Origin of the sequence: Kitasatospora sp. NBC_01266 (assembly GCF_036242395.1) — a bacterium.
Taxonomy (GTDB): Bacteria; Actinomycetota; Actinomycetes; order Streptomycetales; family Streptomycetaceae; genus Kitasatospora.
The window spans coordinates 5,062,760-5,077,933 of sequence record NZ_CP108458.1 but is presented as its reverse complement, the minus strand read 5'-3'; the positions used below and the strand labels follow the sequence as shown (position 1 = coordinate 5,077,933).

The following is a 15,174-nucleotide window of genomic DNA, read 5'->3' as shown; positions in this document are numbered from 1 at the left end:
GTCAGGCAGCGGCGGCGGTCTGCTGCATCCGCTGACGCAGGCTCAGCGGGCGCATGTCCGTCCACACCTCGGCGATGTGCGCCAGGCACTCCTCGCGGGTGCCGGTGAAGCCCGCCGCGCGCCAGCCGGCGGGCAGCTCGCGGTCGGCCGACCAGAGCGAGTACTGCTCCTCGTCGTTGAGCACCACGTGGAAGGAGGGAGCGGTGTCGGTCTGTGCACTGGACATGGAAATCTCCTCAGACTTCACGGGTCGTGTTCTGGTCCGGTGCAGGGCGCTGCGGCCCCGGCCGGTCCCTGCGTTGCGACCAGCCTCGGGGGCGCGTCTATACGGGATCTCTGCGACCGCTACCGCCCGCACATACGGCGACGGCCCGACGGAGAACACTCCGCCGGGCCGTGCGCCTCGCCCCACCTCAGGCCGCTGCGCCACCGCTCCTGACCGCCGGTGCGAGCACCGCCGCGACCGCCATCACCGCCATCGCCGCCGCCACCCCCAGCACCGTGGTGCGGGTGCCGAGCGCGGCCAGCAGCAGGCCGCCGGCCAGCGCCCCGGCCGAGTTCATCCCGGAGCCGGCCAGCGCGAAGACGCTGGTCACCCGCCCCTGGAGGGCATCGGGGGTGACCTGGACCTGGTGCACCCCGGCCACCACGTTGACCAGCGCGCCCGCGAAGCTCATGCCCGAGAAGAGCGCGCCCAGCAGCACCGGCGCACTCGTGAAGGCGACCGGCAGCACCAGCAGTGCCCAGGCCACCAGCGTGCCGCAGATCAGCACCGACATCGGCACCCGCCGCATGCAGCGCGGCCCGGCCAGCGCACCGGCCACCCCGCCCACCCCCGACGCCATGCCGATCAGCCCGATCGTCAGCGGCGAACCGCCGTGCTGCTTCACCACCAGGACCAGCGCCAGCGCCAGCACCTGGAAGAGCAGGTTGCTGCCCGCGATCAGCACCACCGCGGCCCGCATGAAGCGCTGCTGCCAGACCCAGGCCAGCCCCTGGGCGACCTCGGTGCGCACCCGGCGCGGCTCGGGGGTCCGGGTCTCCTGGAGCTCCTTCCTGATCAGCAGCAGGGTGCCCAGCGCCACCAGGTGCGCGAGGGCCGCGAAGCCGAACGGCAGCCAGCCCGCCAGGGTGAACAGCCCGCTGCCGGCCGGGCCGCCGACCAGCCCGGCGGCCTGCCCGCGGGCCTCGTTCTGGCCGAGCGCGGCGGAGAGCTGCTCGGGTGCCACCAGATTGCGCACGGCCGCCCGCTCGGCCAGCCGGTAGACCAGCGCCGCGCTGCCCTCGGCGAAGGCCGCCGCCATCAGCAGCGGCAGCCAGAGCCCGCCGTGCAGCACCATCGCGGCGACCGACGCCATCGCCAGCAGGCCGACCAGATCGCAGGTCACCAGCACCCTGCGCCGGTCCCAGCGGTCCACCGCCACGCCCGCCGGCAGCTGCACCAGCAGCTGCGGCAGCACGGCGGCGAAGCCCACCAGGCCGGCGGCGACCGGCGAGCCGCCCTGCCAGACCACCAGCAGCGGGTAGGCGACCGTGCCCGCCCGCAGGCCCAGCATCGAGACGCCCGCGCCGATCCAGAGCATCAGGAAGTCCCGGTTGCGGCGCAGCGGTTCGACCGGAGCCTGCACCGGCGGAGCGACGGTCTGGGTGGTCATCGGAGGTCGTCCTCGATCGCCGGCCCGGCGGACCAGCCGGCGCGGGCGGACCGACCACCGGCGGACTGGCCGCCGACGGCGCCCGCGCGGCACCACTCCAGCACCGCCATCGCGCTGTACATCTTGTTCGCCGCCTGGTCGAAGGCGATGCTGGCCGGGCCGTCCAGCACCTCGGCGGTGACCTCCTCGCCCCGGTGGGCGGGCAGGTCGTGCAGGAAGGCGGCCTTCGGGCTGAGCTCCCAGAGCGCGGCGGTGATCCGGAACGGCTCGAACAGCCGACGCCAGTTCGGGTCCGCCTTGGAGGTGCCGGTGGTCTGCCAGCGCGAGGTGTAGACGGCGTCCACGTCCACCGGCAGCTCGTCCATGTCGTGCCGCTCGATCAGCCGGGAACCGCTCTTCGCCGCCCGGGCCAGCGCCTTGGCCCGGATGTCCGCGGTGAGGCCGAAGCCGGGCGGCGTGCGCAGCTCCAGCTCGACCCGCGCGAAGCGCAGCAGGCCGAGCGCCAGGGCGGCGGCGGTGTTGTTGCCCTCGCCGACGTAAAGCACCCGCAGGCCGTCGATCCGCCCGAACTGCCGCAGCAGGGTGGTCAGATCGGTCAGCCCCTGGGTCGGGTGCTCGTCGGCGCTCATCGCGTTGACCACCGACATCCGGTCCTGGTCCGCCCAGGCCCGCAGCTCGGCCGTCTCGCCCGCGGTCCGGGCGACCAGGATGTCCAGCATCCGCGCGAACACCTGCCCGGTGTCCTGGCTGGTCTCCCCGGTGCTCAGCTGGAGGTCGTCCGGCCCGTAGCCGACGATCTGGCCGCCCAGCCGCAGCGCCCCGGCGGAGAACGCCGTGCGGGTGCGGGTCGAGGTCTTGCGGAAGTAGATCCCGGCGACCGCGCCGTCCAGCGGACGCGCCGCCCTGCCCTGCCCGTCCGCGAACGCGGCACCCCGGGCCACCACGGACCGCAACTCGGCATCGGTGAGGTCTTCGAGAGAGATGAGGTGGCGTACGGCCACGGTGTGCTCCTGAGAGTGGGATCGGTTCGGCACCAGGGTGTGGCACGGCCCGCCGCCCTGCCATCGGCAGCCACGGCGGGCCGTTGGGGGTCCTCGGTCCGGAGGTCAGACGCGCCCGAGCTCCCGCACGGGCTCGTACTGCGTCTCGAGGACCGCGAGGTCGTACTCCGGCGCGGCGTCCGGCACCGGCTCCTCCTCGGCCTCGGCCTCGCCCTCCACCGACAGGCTCGGCACCCAGGCCAGCCAGCCGGGCAGCGTCCAGGCCCGCTCGCCGAGCAGCGCGAGCGCCGACGGCAGCAGGATGCCCCGGACCAGCGTGGCGTCGATCAGGACGGCGACGGCCATGCCCACGCCGAGCATCTTGTAGTCGGCCATGGACAGCGTGGCGAAGATCGAGAAGACCGCGACCATGACCCCCGCCGCGCTGGTCACCACGCCGGCGCTGCCGGAGATGCCCTTGGTGACGGCCAGCCGGCCGTCCGCACCGCGCAGGTGCAGCTCGCGGATCCGGCTCAGGATGAAGACGTGGTAGTCCATCGACAGCCCGAAGAGGATCACGAACATGAAGAGCGGGAGCCAGCTGATCACCCCGCCGTAGGGGTGGAACCCGATCAGTGAACTGCCGTGCCCGTCCTGGAAGATCCAGGTCATGACGCCGTAGGCGGCACCGATCGAGACCAGGTTGAGCAGGATCGAGACGAGCGGCACGGCCAGCGACCGGAAGGCCGCGACCAGCAGCAGGAAGGCGAAGCCGAGCACGAAGGCGAAGACGATCGGGATGCTGCTGCGGACCGCGTCGGCGAAGTCCGAGACCGCGGTCTCGCCGGTCACCGCGTACTGCAGGCCCGCCACCTTGCCCAGGCTCTGCGGCAGGGCCTGCTCCCGCAGGGTCTTGAGGGCGGCCACGGCGGGCGCGTCACTGGTGTTGCCGGCCAGCGGCACGTACACCACGACGGTGTTGTTGGCCGCCTCGCCCACCGGCGTCACGGCGACCGGCTCGTGCAACGCGCCACCGCTCGCGGCGACTTCGCGGTGCAGGGCGGCGATGGCCTGGTCGAACGCCGGGCTGTGCACGACGGCGCCGCGGGCCACCACGATGGCCGGGGCCGGACTGCCGGGGAAGGCGTCCTGGATGGCCACCATGTTGGCGATCTCCGGGACGCTGCGCGGCAGTTCGTTCTGCAGGCTCGGGTCGGCCAGCCGCATGTCCAGCGCGGGCAGGGCGGCGACGAGCAGCAGCGCCAGCACCGAACCGCCCCAGACCAGCGGCCGCTTGACGACCTGGCCGACCAGCGAGCCCCACATCCGGGAGTCACGGGCGGCGGCCCGGCGGCGGCCGAGCCAGGGCAGCCGGCCGGCGTCCATCCGGTGGCCGAGCAGCGAGAGCAGCGCGGGCAGCGCCGTCAGCGAGCCGATCACCGCGAGCAGCACGACGATGATGGTGCCCACCGTCATCCCGGTGAAGGTGTCGATCCCGGTGAAGAGCAGCCCGGCCATCGAGACCATCACGGTCAGGCCGGAGACGGCCACCGCCCGGCCGGAGGTCGCCGCGGTGATCCGCAGCGCCTGCTCCGGGCTGCGGCCCGCGAGCCGCTCCTCGCGGACCCGGCGCAGGTAGAAGAGCGAGTAGTCGACGCCGACGGCCATGCCGACCAGCAGCACCACCGAGGCGGCCGAGTTGTTGACCGGCACCCAGTGGCCCGCCAGGTGCATCAGCCCGAGCGCCGCCGCCACGGCGGTGATCGACAGCAGCACCGGGATGCCGGCCGCGACGAGCGCACCGAAGACCATCAGCAGGACGAGCAGCGTGAGCGGCACCGAGGTCTGCTCGGCCTTGGCGAAGTCCTTCGCCGTGGCCTTGGCCACCGCCTGGTTGACGCTCGCGTCGCCGGCCTCGACGATCTTCAGTTCCGGATGCGCGGCGGCGACCTTGGCCACCGCCTGCTCGGCGGCGGCGACCGTGGTGTCCGCGTCGTCCCAGCCGTAACCGGGGCCGGCCAGCTGGAAGGTGACCAGTGCCGAACGGCCGTCGGCCGATATCAGGCCCTGAGCGGCCGTCGCCGTCGGCTCCTGGACGTTCGTCAAGGTGCTCGCGGGCAGCGCCCGCAGCGCGGCGGCGACCTGGGAGACGGCTTGGCGCATCGCGGCGTCGGTGCCGAAGCCGGCGCTCGACGGGCCCGCCTGGACGAGCACACTCTCCGCCGGGGGACGGGAGTTGGGGCCGGCCTGGTCGATCATCCGCTGGGCCACGCCGGACTCGCCGGGGTCGTAGCTCTTCGGGCCCTTGCCGCCCAGCACCGAGCCGACGGCGAGCGCCAGCACGACGAAGGCGATCCAGCCCAGCAGGGCGGTCTTTCTGTTTCTGGCCGACCAGCCGGTCACCCGCTCGATCAGCGGCCTGCGGCGCGAAGGTGTCGGTGGGGTATGACGGGCAGTCCGTTCGACGGGGGTCGGCACGGCCATCTCCTCTTCTCCGGTGAGGGTCACTCAGAGATCTGGTGGGTCGGTCGGTTTCACGCGCTGGATCTCACGTGGTGGGTCACGGATTCACGCGGTGGGCACGGGCAGCCGCGCGGCCGCCGCGTGCGGTTCCGCTGTTCGGTCGTTCGGGGAGTACGCGCGCACCACCAGTTCTCCGGCGCCCTCGGGCTCCCGGGCGATGGCGGCCCAGCGGCCGCCGCCGATGCGCAGGTCGGCCACCACCCAGGCCCCGGGGCCGGTCACGGCGGAGTGCCGGACCACCACCGGTCCGGGCCGGGCGGGTTGCACGTCGACCGAGCTGACGTCGGCCATCAGGCCGATGCCGCTGGCCTTGAGGACGGCCTCCTTGCGCGTCCAGCAGCGCAGGAACTCGGCGAACCGGCTCTCGTCGTCGCCCTGGGCTCTCAGGTGGGCGAGTTCGCTCGGGGAGAGCACCATCGGCGCCACCTGTTCGGCGTCGATGAAGTTCAGCGAGGCTTCGAGGTCCACGCCGAGCTGGTGGCCCGCCGTGATCCCCAGCAGCCAGTGCGGGCCGGAGCGGGAGAGGCTGTAGCTCAACCGGCTCGGCGGCCAGACCACGCACGGCGCACCGTGGTCGGTGCCACCGCACTCGGGGCAGCGCAGCCGCCCCATCCGCAGTCCGGCGGGTTCGGTGCCCAGGTAGCCGGCCAGGATGCGGCGGACGGCCACGTGCGCGCCCGCGTAGTGCAGACCTGCCTGCTCGGCCATCTGCCGTGCCCGGTCCCGTTCGGCGGCCGAGAGCACCGCGAGATCGTCGGCGCCGAGCGGCCCGCGGGTCGTCCCGTGCCAGACATGCGTGACGCCGGCGTCGAAGACCGCTCGAGGGTCGCCAGCGTCCATCCGTCTTCTCCCTTCCTCGGCTCCCGGACGGGAGACTTGCCTCGACCCAGCGTCGGGGCGGCTCCTATCCGGGGCCTATCAGGGATCTATACGGGCCGGGGAGCTGTCCGGGCGGCCCGCCCGCTCTCACTCCACCGCGGCGGGGACCACCTGGACGTCGGCGGCCTTCAGGAACGCCAGGCGGTGGTTGAAGCGGATCGGGTAGTACGTCTCCTTGCCCACCACCAGGGTCCGGTCGTCGGGAGCGTCGCCGTTGATGTTCTCGTCGTAGAAGTAATCGGCCGGCTGCGGCGCCGAGTTGACGGCCAGGTAGCGCTGGCCGGCCGGGATGGTCTGCTTCAGCGGCTCCACCGGGATCACCTTGATGGCGGGGTAGCGGGCGTAGGCGGCGGCCTCGGGGTAGGCCCGGCCGTAGACCGGGATGCCGCTGAGGCCGGGGCGCGGGGTCAGCAGGGTCGGCTCGGCCGGGCCGGAGCGCCGGTCGGTCCTGGCGGCCCGCCCGTTCGGGTCGAAGAACCAGCACTTCTGGCCGTCGTACCAGATCGCCGTCCAGTCGCCCTGCCGGTCGGCGACGACGTAGCGGGTGCCGGTCACCGCCTTGTCGCTCCAGTCGTCGGCCTTGGTGCCACCGCCGTTGACCAGCGGCGCGTCGGCCTGCGGCCGGGTGCGCAGGTAGACGAAGTTCTCCGGCCGGGCCGCCAGCCCGGAGACCGGGGGCTCGTTGGCCGCGTCGAAGGGCGGGGCGATGGTCACCGTGTCGCCGGCCTTCGGCGGGGTGTCGGTGCCGGGCTGGACCGGTGCGCCGAGCAGGTCGAGGTAGTGGCTCCAGTCCCAGATGGTCCCCGGGTCCCAGTGCATGTCGGCCACGGCGCCCTGGGTCGGCCCGGGCACGTCGTCGTGGCCGATGATGTGCTGGCGGTCCAGCGGCACGCCGAACCGGGCGGCGAGGTAGCGCACCAGCTCGGCGGAGGACTCGTAGAGCTGCTCGGAGTACCAGGTCGGGCGGTCGGTGGGGACCGCGTAGCCCTCGTGCTCGATCCCGATGCTGTGCATGTTGATCGTCTTGTTGCCGGCGTGCCAGGCGATGTCCTTGGTGCGCACCAGCTGGGTGACATGGCCGTCGGAGGCGCGGATCAGGTAGTGCGCGCAGGCCTGCTCGTGCGGGTCCTGGAAGGCGGCGAGCGACCCGGCGTAGTCGCCCTCGGTGTCGTGGATGACGATGTAGCGGATCGCCTGGCCGTCCTCGGGACGGTTGGCCGGGTTGTAGTTCCCGTACGAGGTCGGGTCCTTGGGGTCGGTCAGCGCGTACGCGGCGGGGGTGAAGCCGCACCCGAGGTCGGCCGGGCACTCGGCCGGCTGCCCCATCGCGCCCAGCACGCCCAGCAGGTCCGAGGCGTCCGGGGTGCCCGGCTCCTCGGGCGGCAGCAGGTCGGGGTCGGGCGGCAGCACCACCAGTTGGCCGTCCGAGGTGGTCCGGGCCGCTCCGGTCCGCACGGTCCGCAGCACCCGGTCGGCGAACACCCGGCCCGCCTGCGCCCCGCCCGGCTGCACCGGGCCGCCGCCGCCGAACCGGGCCACCGCCTGGTACCACCGGGCCGGATCCGCGACGGCGGACCCGCCCGCCTCCCGCTGGTAGCGCGCCAGCAACGCGGCACCGCCCCGGATGTTCTGCGCGCTGTCACCGCGCAGCGCGGCCGGCGGCCGGTGGATCAGCGTCGCGGCGGCGTCCAGCGTGTGCAGCGCCGGGGAGTCGGTGAGCGGCCGCACATCGGGAGTCGAGCGGTCCGCGCGGACCGCCGCGCCGTCACCGCGCGCGTCCCGCTCCGCCGTGGCCCGACCGGCCCGCGCGGCGTTCAGCGCGGCGACGTCGACCCCGGTCAGGCCGAGGACACCGTAGTTGCCCGTGGTGCTCGGCTGGCCCTGGTGCGACTCCCAGCGGCTCTCCTGGTAGGCCAGCGCCAGCAGCAGGCCCCGCGGCACCCCGAACTCCCGCGCGGCGAGGTCGAACTGGCGCTGCAGCTGCCCGGTGGTGACGCCGGCGGCGGTGTCGGAGGCGGCGTCGGTGGACCAGGCCGGCCCGGTGACGCCGACCAGGGCCAGGGCGACCAGGGCGGCCGGCAGGCGGCGGCAGGACCTCGAGAGATTGGACATGCCCCGGTTCTATCCCGCATGACGGCCCGTGACGCGCAGTGACACGACGTCACGAGCCGTTCGCCGGACCGGTGCGGTGCGGCGAGGCTCCGATCAGGGCGCGGAGTCCGGCACGCTCGGGCTCTTGGCGTAGGCCCTGGTCGGGGTCATCCCGACGCCGTTGAGCGACACCGTGTCCTGGGTGCTGACCTGGGCGCACTTGGTGGAGTCGTCCGCGGTCTGCGCGTTGGAGTTGCTCAGCGCCGCCTGGGTGTTGACCGGGGCCGGCGAGGCGGGAGCGCCGCCCGAGGCGGAGCCGCCACCGAAGGTGGTGCCGCTGGTCCAGTCCTTGCCGATCACCAGGGTGATCCCGGCGCCGTTGCCCGGCCTGACCGCCGAGGCGGGCAGACCGACCGAGGCGGCCACCTCCTGGGCGTCGGCCTCCCGGCCCGCCGTGTAGGTGACCTCGCTGGTCTCGGCGGAAGCGGTGGCGTTGGAGGCGGCGGTGAGGGAGCTGTAACCGGTCGTCTTCAGGGAGGTGGCCAGATCGGCGGCCCGGCCGGGCACCCCGCTGCCGTTCTCCACGTGGACCGCGATCTCCCGCATCGGCGCGCCGGCACCCGCCGCCGGAGCGGCCGGGGTGGGCGCGGCCGGAGCGACGGGGGACGACGGGGCGGCGGGGTTGGCGCTGGAGGTGGCCTGCGCGGCGGCCGAGGACTTGGAGCCGTCACCGGCGGTCAGCGACTGGTCGTTGATGATCGCGTTGAACAGGTTCTTCGCGGACGGGTCGACCACCACCCGGGAGTTGTTGGTGGGGTCCGGGTCGTTCTGCATCGTGGTCATGGTGATGCGGTTGGTCGGGACCTTGTTGAGGTCGTCGGCCAGGCCCACCAGGTTGGTGATGCCGCTCAGGCCGTCGTCGACGGTCAGCGCCTTGGTGGCGGCGTTGGCCAGCGAGAGCACCGCGGTCGGGTTGGTCAGCGTGCCGGCGCTCTTCAGCTGGCGGACCATCGAGCTGAGGAACATGTGCTGGGCCACCGTGCGGCCCAGGTCGCTGCCGTCGCCGAAGCCGTGCCGGGTGCGGACGAACTCCAGCGCCGCCATGCCCTGCAGGGTGTGGTTGCCCTGCTTCAGCTTGAGGTGCGAATCGGGGTCGTAGACGTTGTTGTCGACGCAGACCGGCACGCCGCCGACCGCGTCCGACATCTGCACCACACCGGTGAAGTCGACCATCATGAAGTGGTCGATGGGTATGCCGGTCAGCTGGTGCACGGCGGCCACCGTGCAGCCCGGGCCGTAGTCCAGGGTGCTGTTGATCATGTTCCGCTGCGGCTTCATCACCGTGTGGTTCTGGGTGTCGGTGCAGCCCGGCAGGTCGGTGATGATGTCGCGCGGGATGCTCATCACCGTCGCGTTGCTGCGGTCCGCGGAGACGTGCAGCACCATCTCCACGTCGGCGTTGGCACCGGGCCCGCAGTCGCCGCCGATCGCGCAGTCGGCGGCGTTGTCGCGGGTGTCGGAGCCGATCACCATGATGTTGATCGGAGTGCGGCCGAAGGCGTCGGGCTTCTCGTGGCCCGCGTCACCCGAGGTGCCGGCGAACAGCGCCGAGTGCTTGATGTTGCCGTTCAGCTTCTCGTATATGTAGCCGAAGGTGCCCGCCGTCACCAGCACCAGACCGGCCGTGGTGTAGGCCAGGATCCGCAGGCCGCGCTTGGGCTTCTTCTGGCTCTTGCGGGCCGCCGCCCGACCACCGGTCACCGGCGCCGGGGGCTGGGCACCGCGGGCACGACGACGCGGCCCGGGACCGGGGCTGTCCACCTGCATCTCGCTCACGTCCGCCGCCTTCGTTCGTGCCTGGTCGTGCTTGGTCGTGAATATCGGGACGTCGGCGTGTCGCGCCTCGGTTCCCGGCGCGCAGCATAGCTGTCCACCCTTTGAAGCCGAACTGCGAGGGAACAGGGTATGCGACCGCCGCTACCGGCCGGTCGGCAGGGGCAGCGGCACTCGAAGCCCCGCACCGGCGCGATGTCACAGCCCGCGCCGCCGCCTTGTCCACTCAGCGCACCCTCAACCGGACCGGGCAGGAGCGGCAGGCAGCTGCGAGTAGCGGTGGCGGGCGGTGCGGGTCTGACGGGACGTCCCCTGGTGACCGCGCTGACGGCGGCCGGGCACCAACCGGTGGTGCTGGCGCGGTCGTCCGGGATCGACCTGGTCACCGGCGAAGGGATCGACCGGGCACTGGACGGGGTCGAGGTGGTGATCGACGTCACGAACCGGGCGACGATGCGGCGGTCCGCCGCGATCGGCTTCTTCGAGGCCGTCGGGCGCCACCTGCCGGCAGCGGAGCAACGCGCCGGGGTACGGCACCACGTGGCGCCGTCGATCGTCGGGATCGACCGGGTCGACCTCGGCTGCTACGCCGGCAGGCGGCGCCGGGAGGAGCTGGTCGACGCGGTCCGCTGAACCCGCTACTCCTTGGGGTTCTCCGGCTCCTCGGTGAAGTCGATCCGCTTGAACTGGCCGTTCATCGACTTCAGCAGGAACCAGGTGGCCACGCCCAGGCCGCAGAAGACGACGAAGCCGAGCAGGCCCGGGGTGACCGAGTTCGGGTCGTAGGCCAGCTCGGTGGCGGCGTGCGCGAGGTTCACGGAGGTACTCATGGCTCCATGGTGACCCGGCTGTCCGACGCCCGGGTCACCGGGGTGGGGCGTGTCGCGAACGACCCGCCCCACCAGCGGCGTCGGACTACTGCGCCGCGTCCCCCGCCAGCGAGACGGCGCGCAGCCCGGCGAACAGGTCGTCCTCCGGCAGGTCGGTGTCGACCAGCGAACGGGCCAGCTCGTAGTCCTCGGTCGGCCAGACCTCCCGCTGCACCGTGAGCGGGACCCGGAACCACGGGCCGTCCGGATCGATCTGGGTGGCGTGCGCGAGCAGCGCCTTGTCCCGGGTCTCGAACCAGTCCGCGCAGTGCACCCGGGTGGTGATCTCGCGCTCCGCCCGGCCGCTCTTCTCCCAGCCGGCGATCCACTCGCCGTACGGCGAATCGTGGCCGTTCTCGGTGAGGTAGGCGTGCAGGGCGCGGATCCGGCCCATCGGGAAGCCGTGGTTGTAGTAGAGCTTCAGCGGCTGCCAGGGCTCACCGGCCTCCGGGTAGGCGTCCGGGTCACCCGCTGCCTCGAAGGCCAGCATGGTGATCTTGTGGGTCATGATGTGGTCGGGGTGCGGGTAGCCGCCGTTCTCGTCGTAGGTGGTGATCACCTGCGGCTTGAACTCGCGGATCAGGCGCACCAGCGGCTCGGCCGCCGCCTTCTCGTCCTGCAGCGCGAAACAGCCCTCGGGCAGCGGCGGCAGCGGGTCGCCCTCGGGCAGCCCGGAGTCGACGAAGCCCAGCCAGGCCTGCTCGACCCCCAGGATCTCCCGTGCGGCGTCCATCTCCTTGCGCCGCACCTCGTGGATGTTCTCCTCGACATACGGATCGCCCTGGAGCTTCGGGTTGAGCACAGAGCCGCGCTCCCCGCCGGTGCAGGTGGCCACCAGCACCTCAACGCCCTGGGCGACATACATGGCCATGGTGGCCGCACCCTTGCTGGACTCGTCGTCCGGGTGCGCGTGCACCGCCATCAGCCGCAACTGCTCAGTCAACGCCTGGTTCCTTCCGGGAATGTCCGGGCTCAGCTTGTCCCCCTATAGTGACGGACTGGACGGCCCGCACATTCCCCGCGCTCGGTGCGCGAACCGGTGCGCCAACCAGCGGCCTCCACGGAAGGGACTGAACCTGCCATGACCGCCACCAGCAGCAGCACGCCCGGCACCGCTCCGCAGGGCCGCTACGGCAGGAGCAGCGACCAGCAGGCGGACCACACGCTGAAGGTGGTCGGCGCGGTCCTGGGCGTCCTGGTGCTGGGCCTGGTGGCCTGGTTCGGCAGCTCGTACATCTCGACCCAGAGCAAGCTGAACGGCGCGGTGCCGACCTTCAACATCGTCTCGGACTCCCAGGTGCAGGCCGAGCTGTCGGTCCTCAAGGACTCCGGCACCGGCGGCACCTGCACGATCCGCTCGCAGGCCGCCGACGGCACGGTGGTCGGCCAGCTCGACGTGCCGGTCCCCAAGCAGGGCACCACTTTTGTGCACTCGATCACCATCCGCACCACCGCGCGCGGCACCACCGCCGAACTGATGGGCTGTACGCCCTCGAAGTAACCGGGTGTAACCCGGTCGGGTGGGCTTCGGCGGGCATCGCCGAGCCGCCCTGCGGGCAGTCCGTTAGCGCCGGAGCCGCAAACGGACCGCTAACGCGCCGCTACGGGACTCCCACCCCGGGCCGGAGATTGTTAGGCTCGTGGTTTCGCCCCTTCCGTGCCGCACGGCTCGGACGTGGGCGTTGCTTTGTAGAGAGCACCCGTACCACTGCTGACGACACCCTCAGCACCTCCCAGCACCGACGAGGAGCACCCGTGACCCAGACCAGCGAGAACGTGACCTGGCTCACTCAGGCCGGCTACGACAAGCTCAGGGACGAGCTGGACCAGCTGACCGGTCCCTTGCGCACCGAGATCACCCAGAAGATCGAGGCCGCGCGCGAAGAGGGTGACCTCAAGGAGAACGCCGGTTACCACGCCGCCCGCGAGGAGCAGGGCAAGATGGAGCTGCGGATCCGCCAGCTCACCCAGCTCCTGGAGCGGGCCAAGGTGGGCGAGGCCCCCGCGGACTCCGGCGTGGTCGCCCCCGGCATGGTCGTGACCGTGGCCTTCGGCGGCGACCCGGACGACACCATGGTCTTCCTGCTCGGCTCGCGCGAGGTGGCCGGCGACGACCTGGACGTCTACTCGCCGCAGTCCCCGCTCGGCCGCGCCATCGACGGCAAGCAGATCGGCGACAGCGCCGAGTACGAGCTGCCCAACGGCAAGAAGGCCGGAGTGAAGATCCTCGAGGTCAAGCCGTACGTCGGCTGACCCACCCCGCCGCGGCAACGCGCGAGCGCCCCGGACCCTCGTGGTCCGGGGCGCTCCCGCGTTTCCGGGCGGATCGGCACGCTGCGGCTACTCGACCGCGGAGCGACCCCCGCTACTCGACCGCGGAGCGGTACTTGCGCACCGACAGCCAGGAGAAGACCGCCATCACCACCAGCGAGGAGCCGATCGACACGCCGACCGCGTGCTGCATCGGCCAGGCCTCGGCCACCGGCCCGATCTGGTTGCCGAAGAGGTTGCGGCAGGCCTGCACGGTGGCGCTGAACGGGTTCCAGTAGGCGATCGGCTGCAACCAGCCCGGCATGCTGCTGACCGGCACGAAGGCGTTGGAGATGAAGGTCAGCGGGAAGAGCCAGATCAGCCCCGCCGAGGTGGCCGCCTCCGGGCTGCGCACCGAGAGCCCGATCAGCGCGCCGATCCAGGAGAACGCGTAGCCGAGCAGCAGGAGCAGCGCGAAGGCGGCCAGCGCCTGCGGGAACCCGTGGTGGATCCGCCAGCCGACCGCGAGCGCCACCATCGCGAGCACCAGCAGGGTGAAGGCGGTCTGGCACAGGTCGGCCAGGGTGCGCCCGACCAGCACCGCCGAGCGGGTCATCGGCAGCGAGCGGAACCGGTCCACCAGGCCCTTGGTCATGTCCTCCGCGATGCCGGCCGAGGCGCCCGCCACCGCGAAGGTGACGGTCTGCGCGAAGATGCCGGCCATCAGGAACTGGATGTAGATCGAGGAACTGGCCCCGGCTCCCGGGACGTTGATCGCCCCGCCCATCACGAACGAGAAGAGCAGGACGAACATCACCGGCTGGAGCAGCCCGAAGACCACGATCTCCGGAATCCTGGACATCCGGCGCAGGTTGCGCCGGGCGACCACCCAGGAGTCGTGCGCCATGGCGGCCAGGCCGTGCCGCTGGCGCGGGACGGCGGCGCCGATGGCCTGTTCGGTGGCGGAGTTCGCGCTCATCTCAGGCCTCCTCGCCCGACTCGCCGTTCTCGGCCGCCGTGGCGTGCCCGGTCAGCGACAGGAAGACGTCGTCCAGGGTGGGCCGGCGCAGCCCGATGTCGTCGATCTCGACGTCCCGCGAGTCCAGCTCGCGGATCACGTCGGCGAGCACCTTGGCGCCGCCGCTGACCGGCATGGTGATCCGGCGGGTGTTCCGCTCCACGCTCGGCTCGCCCACCGCGTAGCTCTTCAGCGCCTCCACGGCGGTGGCGATCAGGTCGGGCTGGTGCACCACCACCTCCACCCGCTCGCCGCCGATCTGCGCCTTGAGCTGGTCGGCGGTGCCGCGCGCGATCACCTTGCCCCGGTCGACCACGGCGATGTCGTGCGCCAGGCGGTCGGCCTCCTCCAGGTACTGGGTGGTGAGCAGCAGCGTGGTGCCCTGTTCGACCAGGTCCTCGATCACCTCCCAGAGCGCGAGGCGGTTGCGCGGGTCCAGGCCGGTGGTCGGCTCGTCCAGGAACATCACCGGCGGGCGGACCACCAGCGCGGCGGCCAGGTCCAGGCGGCGGTGCATGCCGCCGGAGTAGGTCTTGGCGATGCGGTCGGCGGCCTCGGTGAGGTTGAACCACTCCAGCAGCTCGCGCGCCCGGGCCTTGGCCTCCCGCGCGCTCATCTGGTAGAGCTCGCCGACCATCTGGAGGTTCTCCCGGCCCGTCAGGTACTCGTCCACGGCGGCGTACTGGCCGGAGAGGCCGATCAGGCTGCGCACCCGGTTGGGGTGCTTGAGCACGTCCACGCCGGCCACCGTGGCGCGGCCCGAGTCGGGGTGCAGCAGCGTGGTCAGCACCTTCACGGTGGTGGTCTTGCCCGCGCCGTTGGGCCCGAGCAGGCCCAGCACCGTCCCCTGCGGCACGTCCAGGCTCACCCCGTCCAGGGCGCACACGTCACCGAAGGTCTTCACCAGGTTCTCGGCTTGGATGGCTGGCTGCATGGGCCTGTCTCATCTCTTCCGGACGGCAGACGCAGTACAGGTCCACTCTGGCGCGCTCCGCCCGGTCCGGCCAGCGGAAAACCGGCGTTCCCGGCGTCCGTGGCGCCCGGCCGGCCCCGTCCAGGGGCCGGCCGGGCAGCAG

The 15,174-nt window shown here is 72.4% G+C and carries 14 protein-coding genes; 3 read left to right on the top strand and 11 right to left on the bottom strand.

Annotation, left to right across the window (positions count from 1 at the left end; genetic code table 11):
* Position 1: 1 nt before the first annotated feature.
* The 7 genes from OG403_RS22280 to OG403_RS22250 all read right to left on the bottom strand — a co-directional run bounded on the left by OG403_RS22280 (position 2) and on the right by OG403_RS22250 (position 9,955).
* Positions 2–226 (bottom strand): MbtH family protein, encoded by a 225-nt coding sequence (locus OG403_RS22280; protein WP_329567083.1) that lies wholly within the window; start codon positions 224–226, stop codon positions 2–4.
* A 187-nt stretch (positions 227–413) separates the two neighbouring features.
* Entirely contained in the window at positions 414–1,655 is a 1,242-nt protein-coding gene (locus tag OG403_RS22275; RefSeq protein WP_329567081.1) for an MFS transporter, read from the bottom strand.
* The gene (locus OG403_RS22270; protein ID WP_329567079.1) at positions 1,652–2,656 is read right to left on the bottom strand and encodes an ornithine carbamoyltransferase; all 1,005 of its coding nucleotides are present in this window, start codon (positions 2,654–2,656) and stop codon (positions 1,652–1,654) included. The genes OG403_RS22275 and OG403_RS22270 overlap by 4 nt, the downstream gene beginning before the upstream one ends.
* Before the next feature lie 105 nt (positions 2,657–2,761).
* Entirely contained in the window at positions 2,762–5,113 is a 2,352-nt protein-coding gene (locus tag OG403_RS22265) for an MMPL family transporter (RefSeq protein ID WP_329567077.1), read from the bottom strand.
* 90 nt (positions 5,114–5,203) lie between these two features.
* Positions 5,204–5,998 (bottom strand): 4'-phosphopantetheinyl transferase family protein, encoded by a 795-nt coding sequence (locus tag OG403_RS22260; protein ID WP_329567075.1) that lies wholly within the window; start codon positions 5,996–5,998, stop codon positions 5,204–5,206.
* A 126-nt stretch (positions 5,999–6,124) separates the two neighbouring features.
* Positions 6,125–8,149 carry an N-acetylmuramoyl-L-alanine amidase gene (locus tag OG403_RS22255; RefSeq protein WP_329567074.1) on the bottom strand — a complete coding sequence of 675 codons (2,025 nt, stop codon included), beginning with the start codon at positions 8,147–8,149 and terminating at the stop codon, positions 6,125–6,127.
* Positions 8,150–8,242: 93 nt separating this feature from the next.
* Positions 8,243–9,955, bottom strand: coding sequence for an LCP family protein (locus OG403_RS22250; RefSeq protein WP_329572451.1), 1,713 nt, complete (start codon positions 9,953–9,955; stop codon positions 8,243–8,245).
* Between the two features lie 321 nt (positions 9,956–10,276).
* Between OG403_RS22250 and OG403_RS22245 the strand changes: the two genes are divergently transcribed.
* A complete protein-coding gene (locus OG403_RS22245) occupies positions 10,277–10,594 on the top strand; it encodes a hypothetical protein (RefSeq protein ID WP_329567072.1) in 318 nt (105 codons plus the stop codon).
* Positions 10,595–10,599: 5 nt separating this feature from the next.
* Here OG403_RS22245 and OG403_RS22240 read toward each other — a convergent pair whose 3' ends face one another.
* Both OG403_RS22240 and mca read right to left on the bottom strand, forming a co-directional pair.
* The gene (locus OG403_RS22240; RefSeq protein WP_329567070.1) at positions 10,600–10,791 is read right to left on the bottom strand and encodes a hypothetical protein; all 192 of its coding nucleotides are present in this window, start codon (positions 10,789–10,791) and stop codon (positions 10,600–10,602) included.
* An 85-nt stretch (positions 10,792–10,876) separates the two neighbouring features.
* Positions 10,877–11,773, bottom strand: a complete 897-nt coding sequence (gene mca / locus OG403_RS22235) for a mycothiol conjugate amidase Mca (protein ID WP_329567068.1) — start codon at positions 11,771–11,773, stop codon at positions 10,877–10,879.
* A 138-nt stretch (positions 11,774–11,911) separates the two neighbouring features.
* On the opposite strand from mca, the gene OG403_RS22230 reads away from it, so the two are divergent.
* On the top strand, positions 11,912–12,331 hold the full coding sequence (locus tag OG403_RS22230) for a DUF4307 domain-containing protein (protein WP_329567066.1): 420 nt from the start codon (positions 11,912–11,914) through the stop codon (positions 12,329–12,331).
* A 254-nt stretch (positions 12,332–12,585) separates the two neighbouring features.
* Positions 12,586–13,083, top strand: coding sequence for a transcription elongation factor GreA (gene greA / locus OG403_RS22225; protein WP_329567064.1), 498 nt, complete (start codon positions 12,586–12,588; stop codon positions 13,081–13,083).
* A 112-nt stretch (positions 13,084–13,195) separates the two neighbouring features.
* Here greA and OG403_RS22220 read toward each other — a convergent pair whose 3' ends face one another.
* Both OG403_RS22220 and OG403_RS22215 read right to left on the bottom strand, forming a co-directional pair.
* Positions 13,196–14,059, bottom strand: a complete 864-nt coding sequence (locus OG403_RS22220; RefSeq protein ID WP_329567062.1) for an ABC transporter permease — start codon at positions 14,057–14,059, stop codon at positions 13,196–13,198.
* Position 14,060: 1 nt separating this feature from the next.
* Entirely contained in the window at positions 14,061–15,032 is a 972-nt protein-coding gene (locus OG403_RS22215) for an ATP-binding cassette domain-containing protein (RefSeq protein ID WP_329567060.1), read from the bottom strand.
* Positions 15,033–15,174 lie beyond the last annotated feature (142 nt).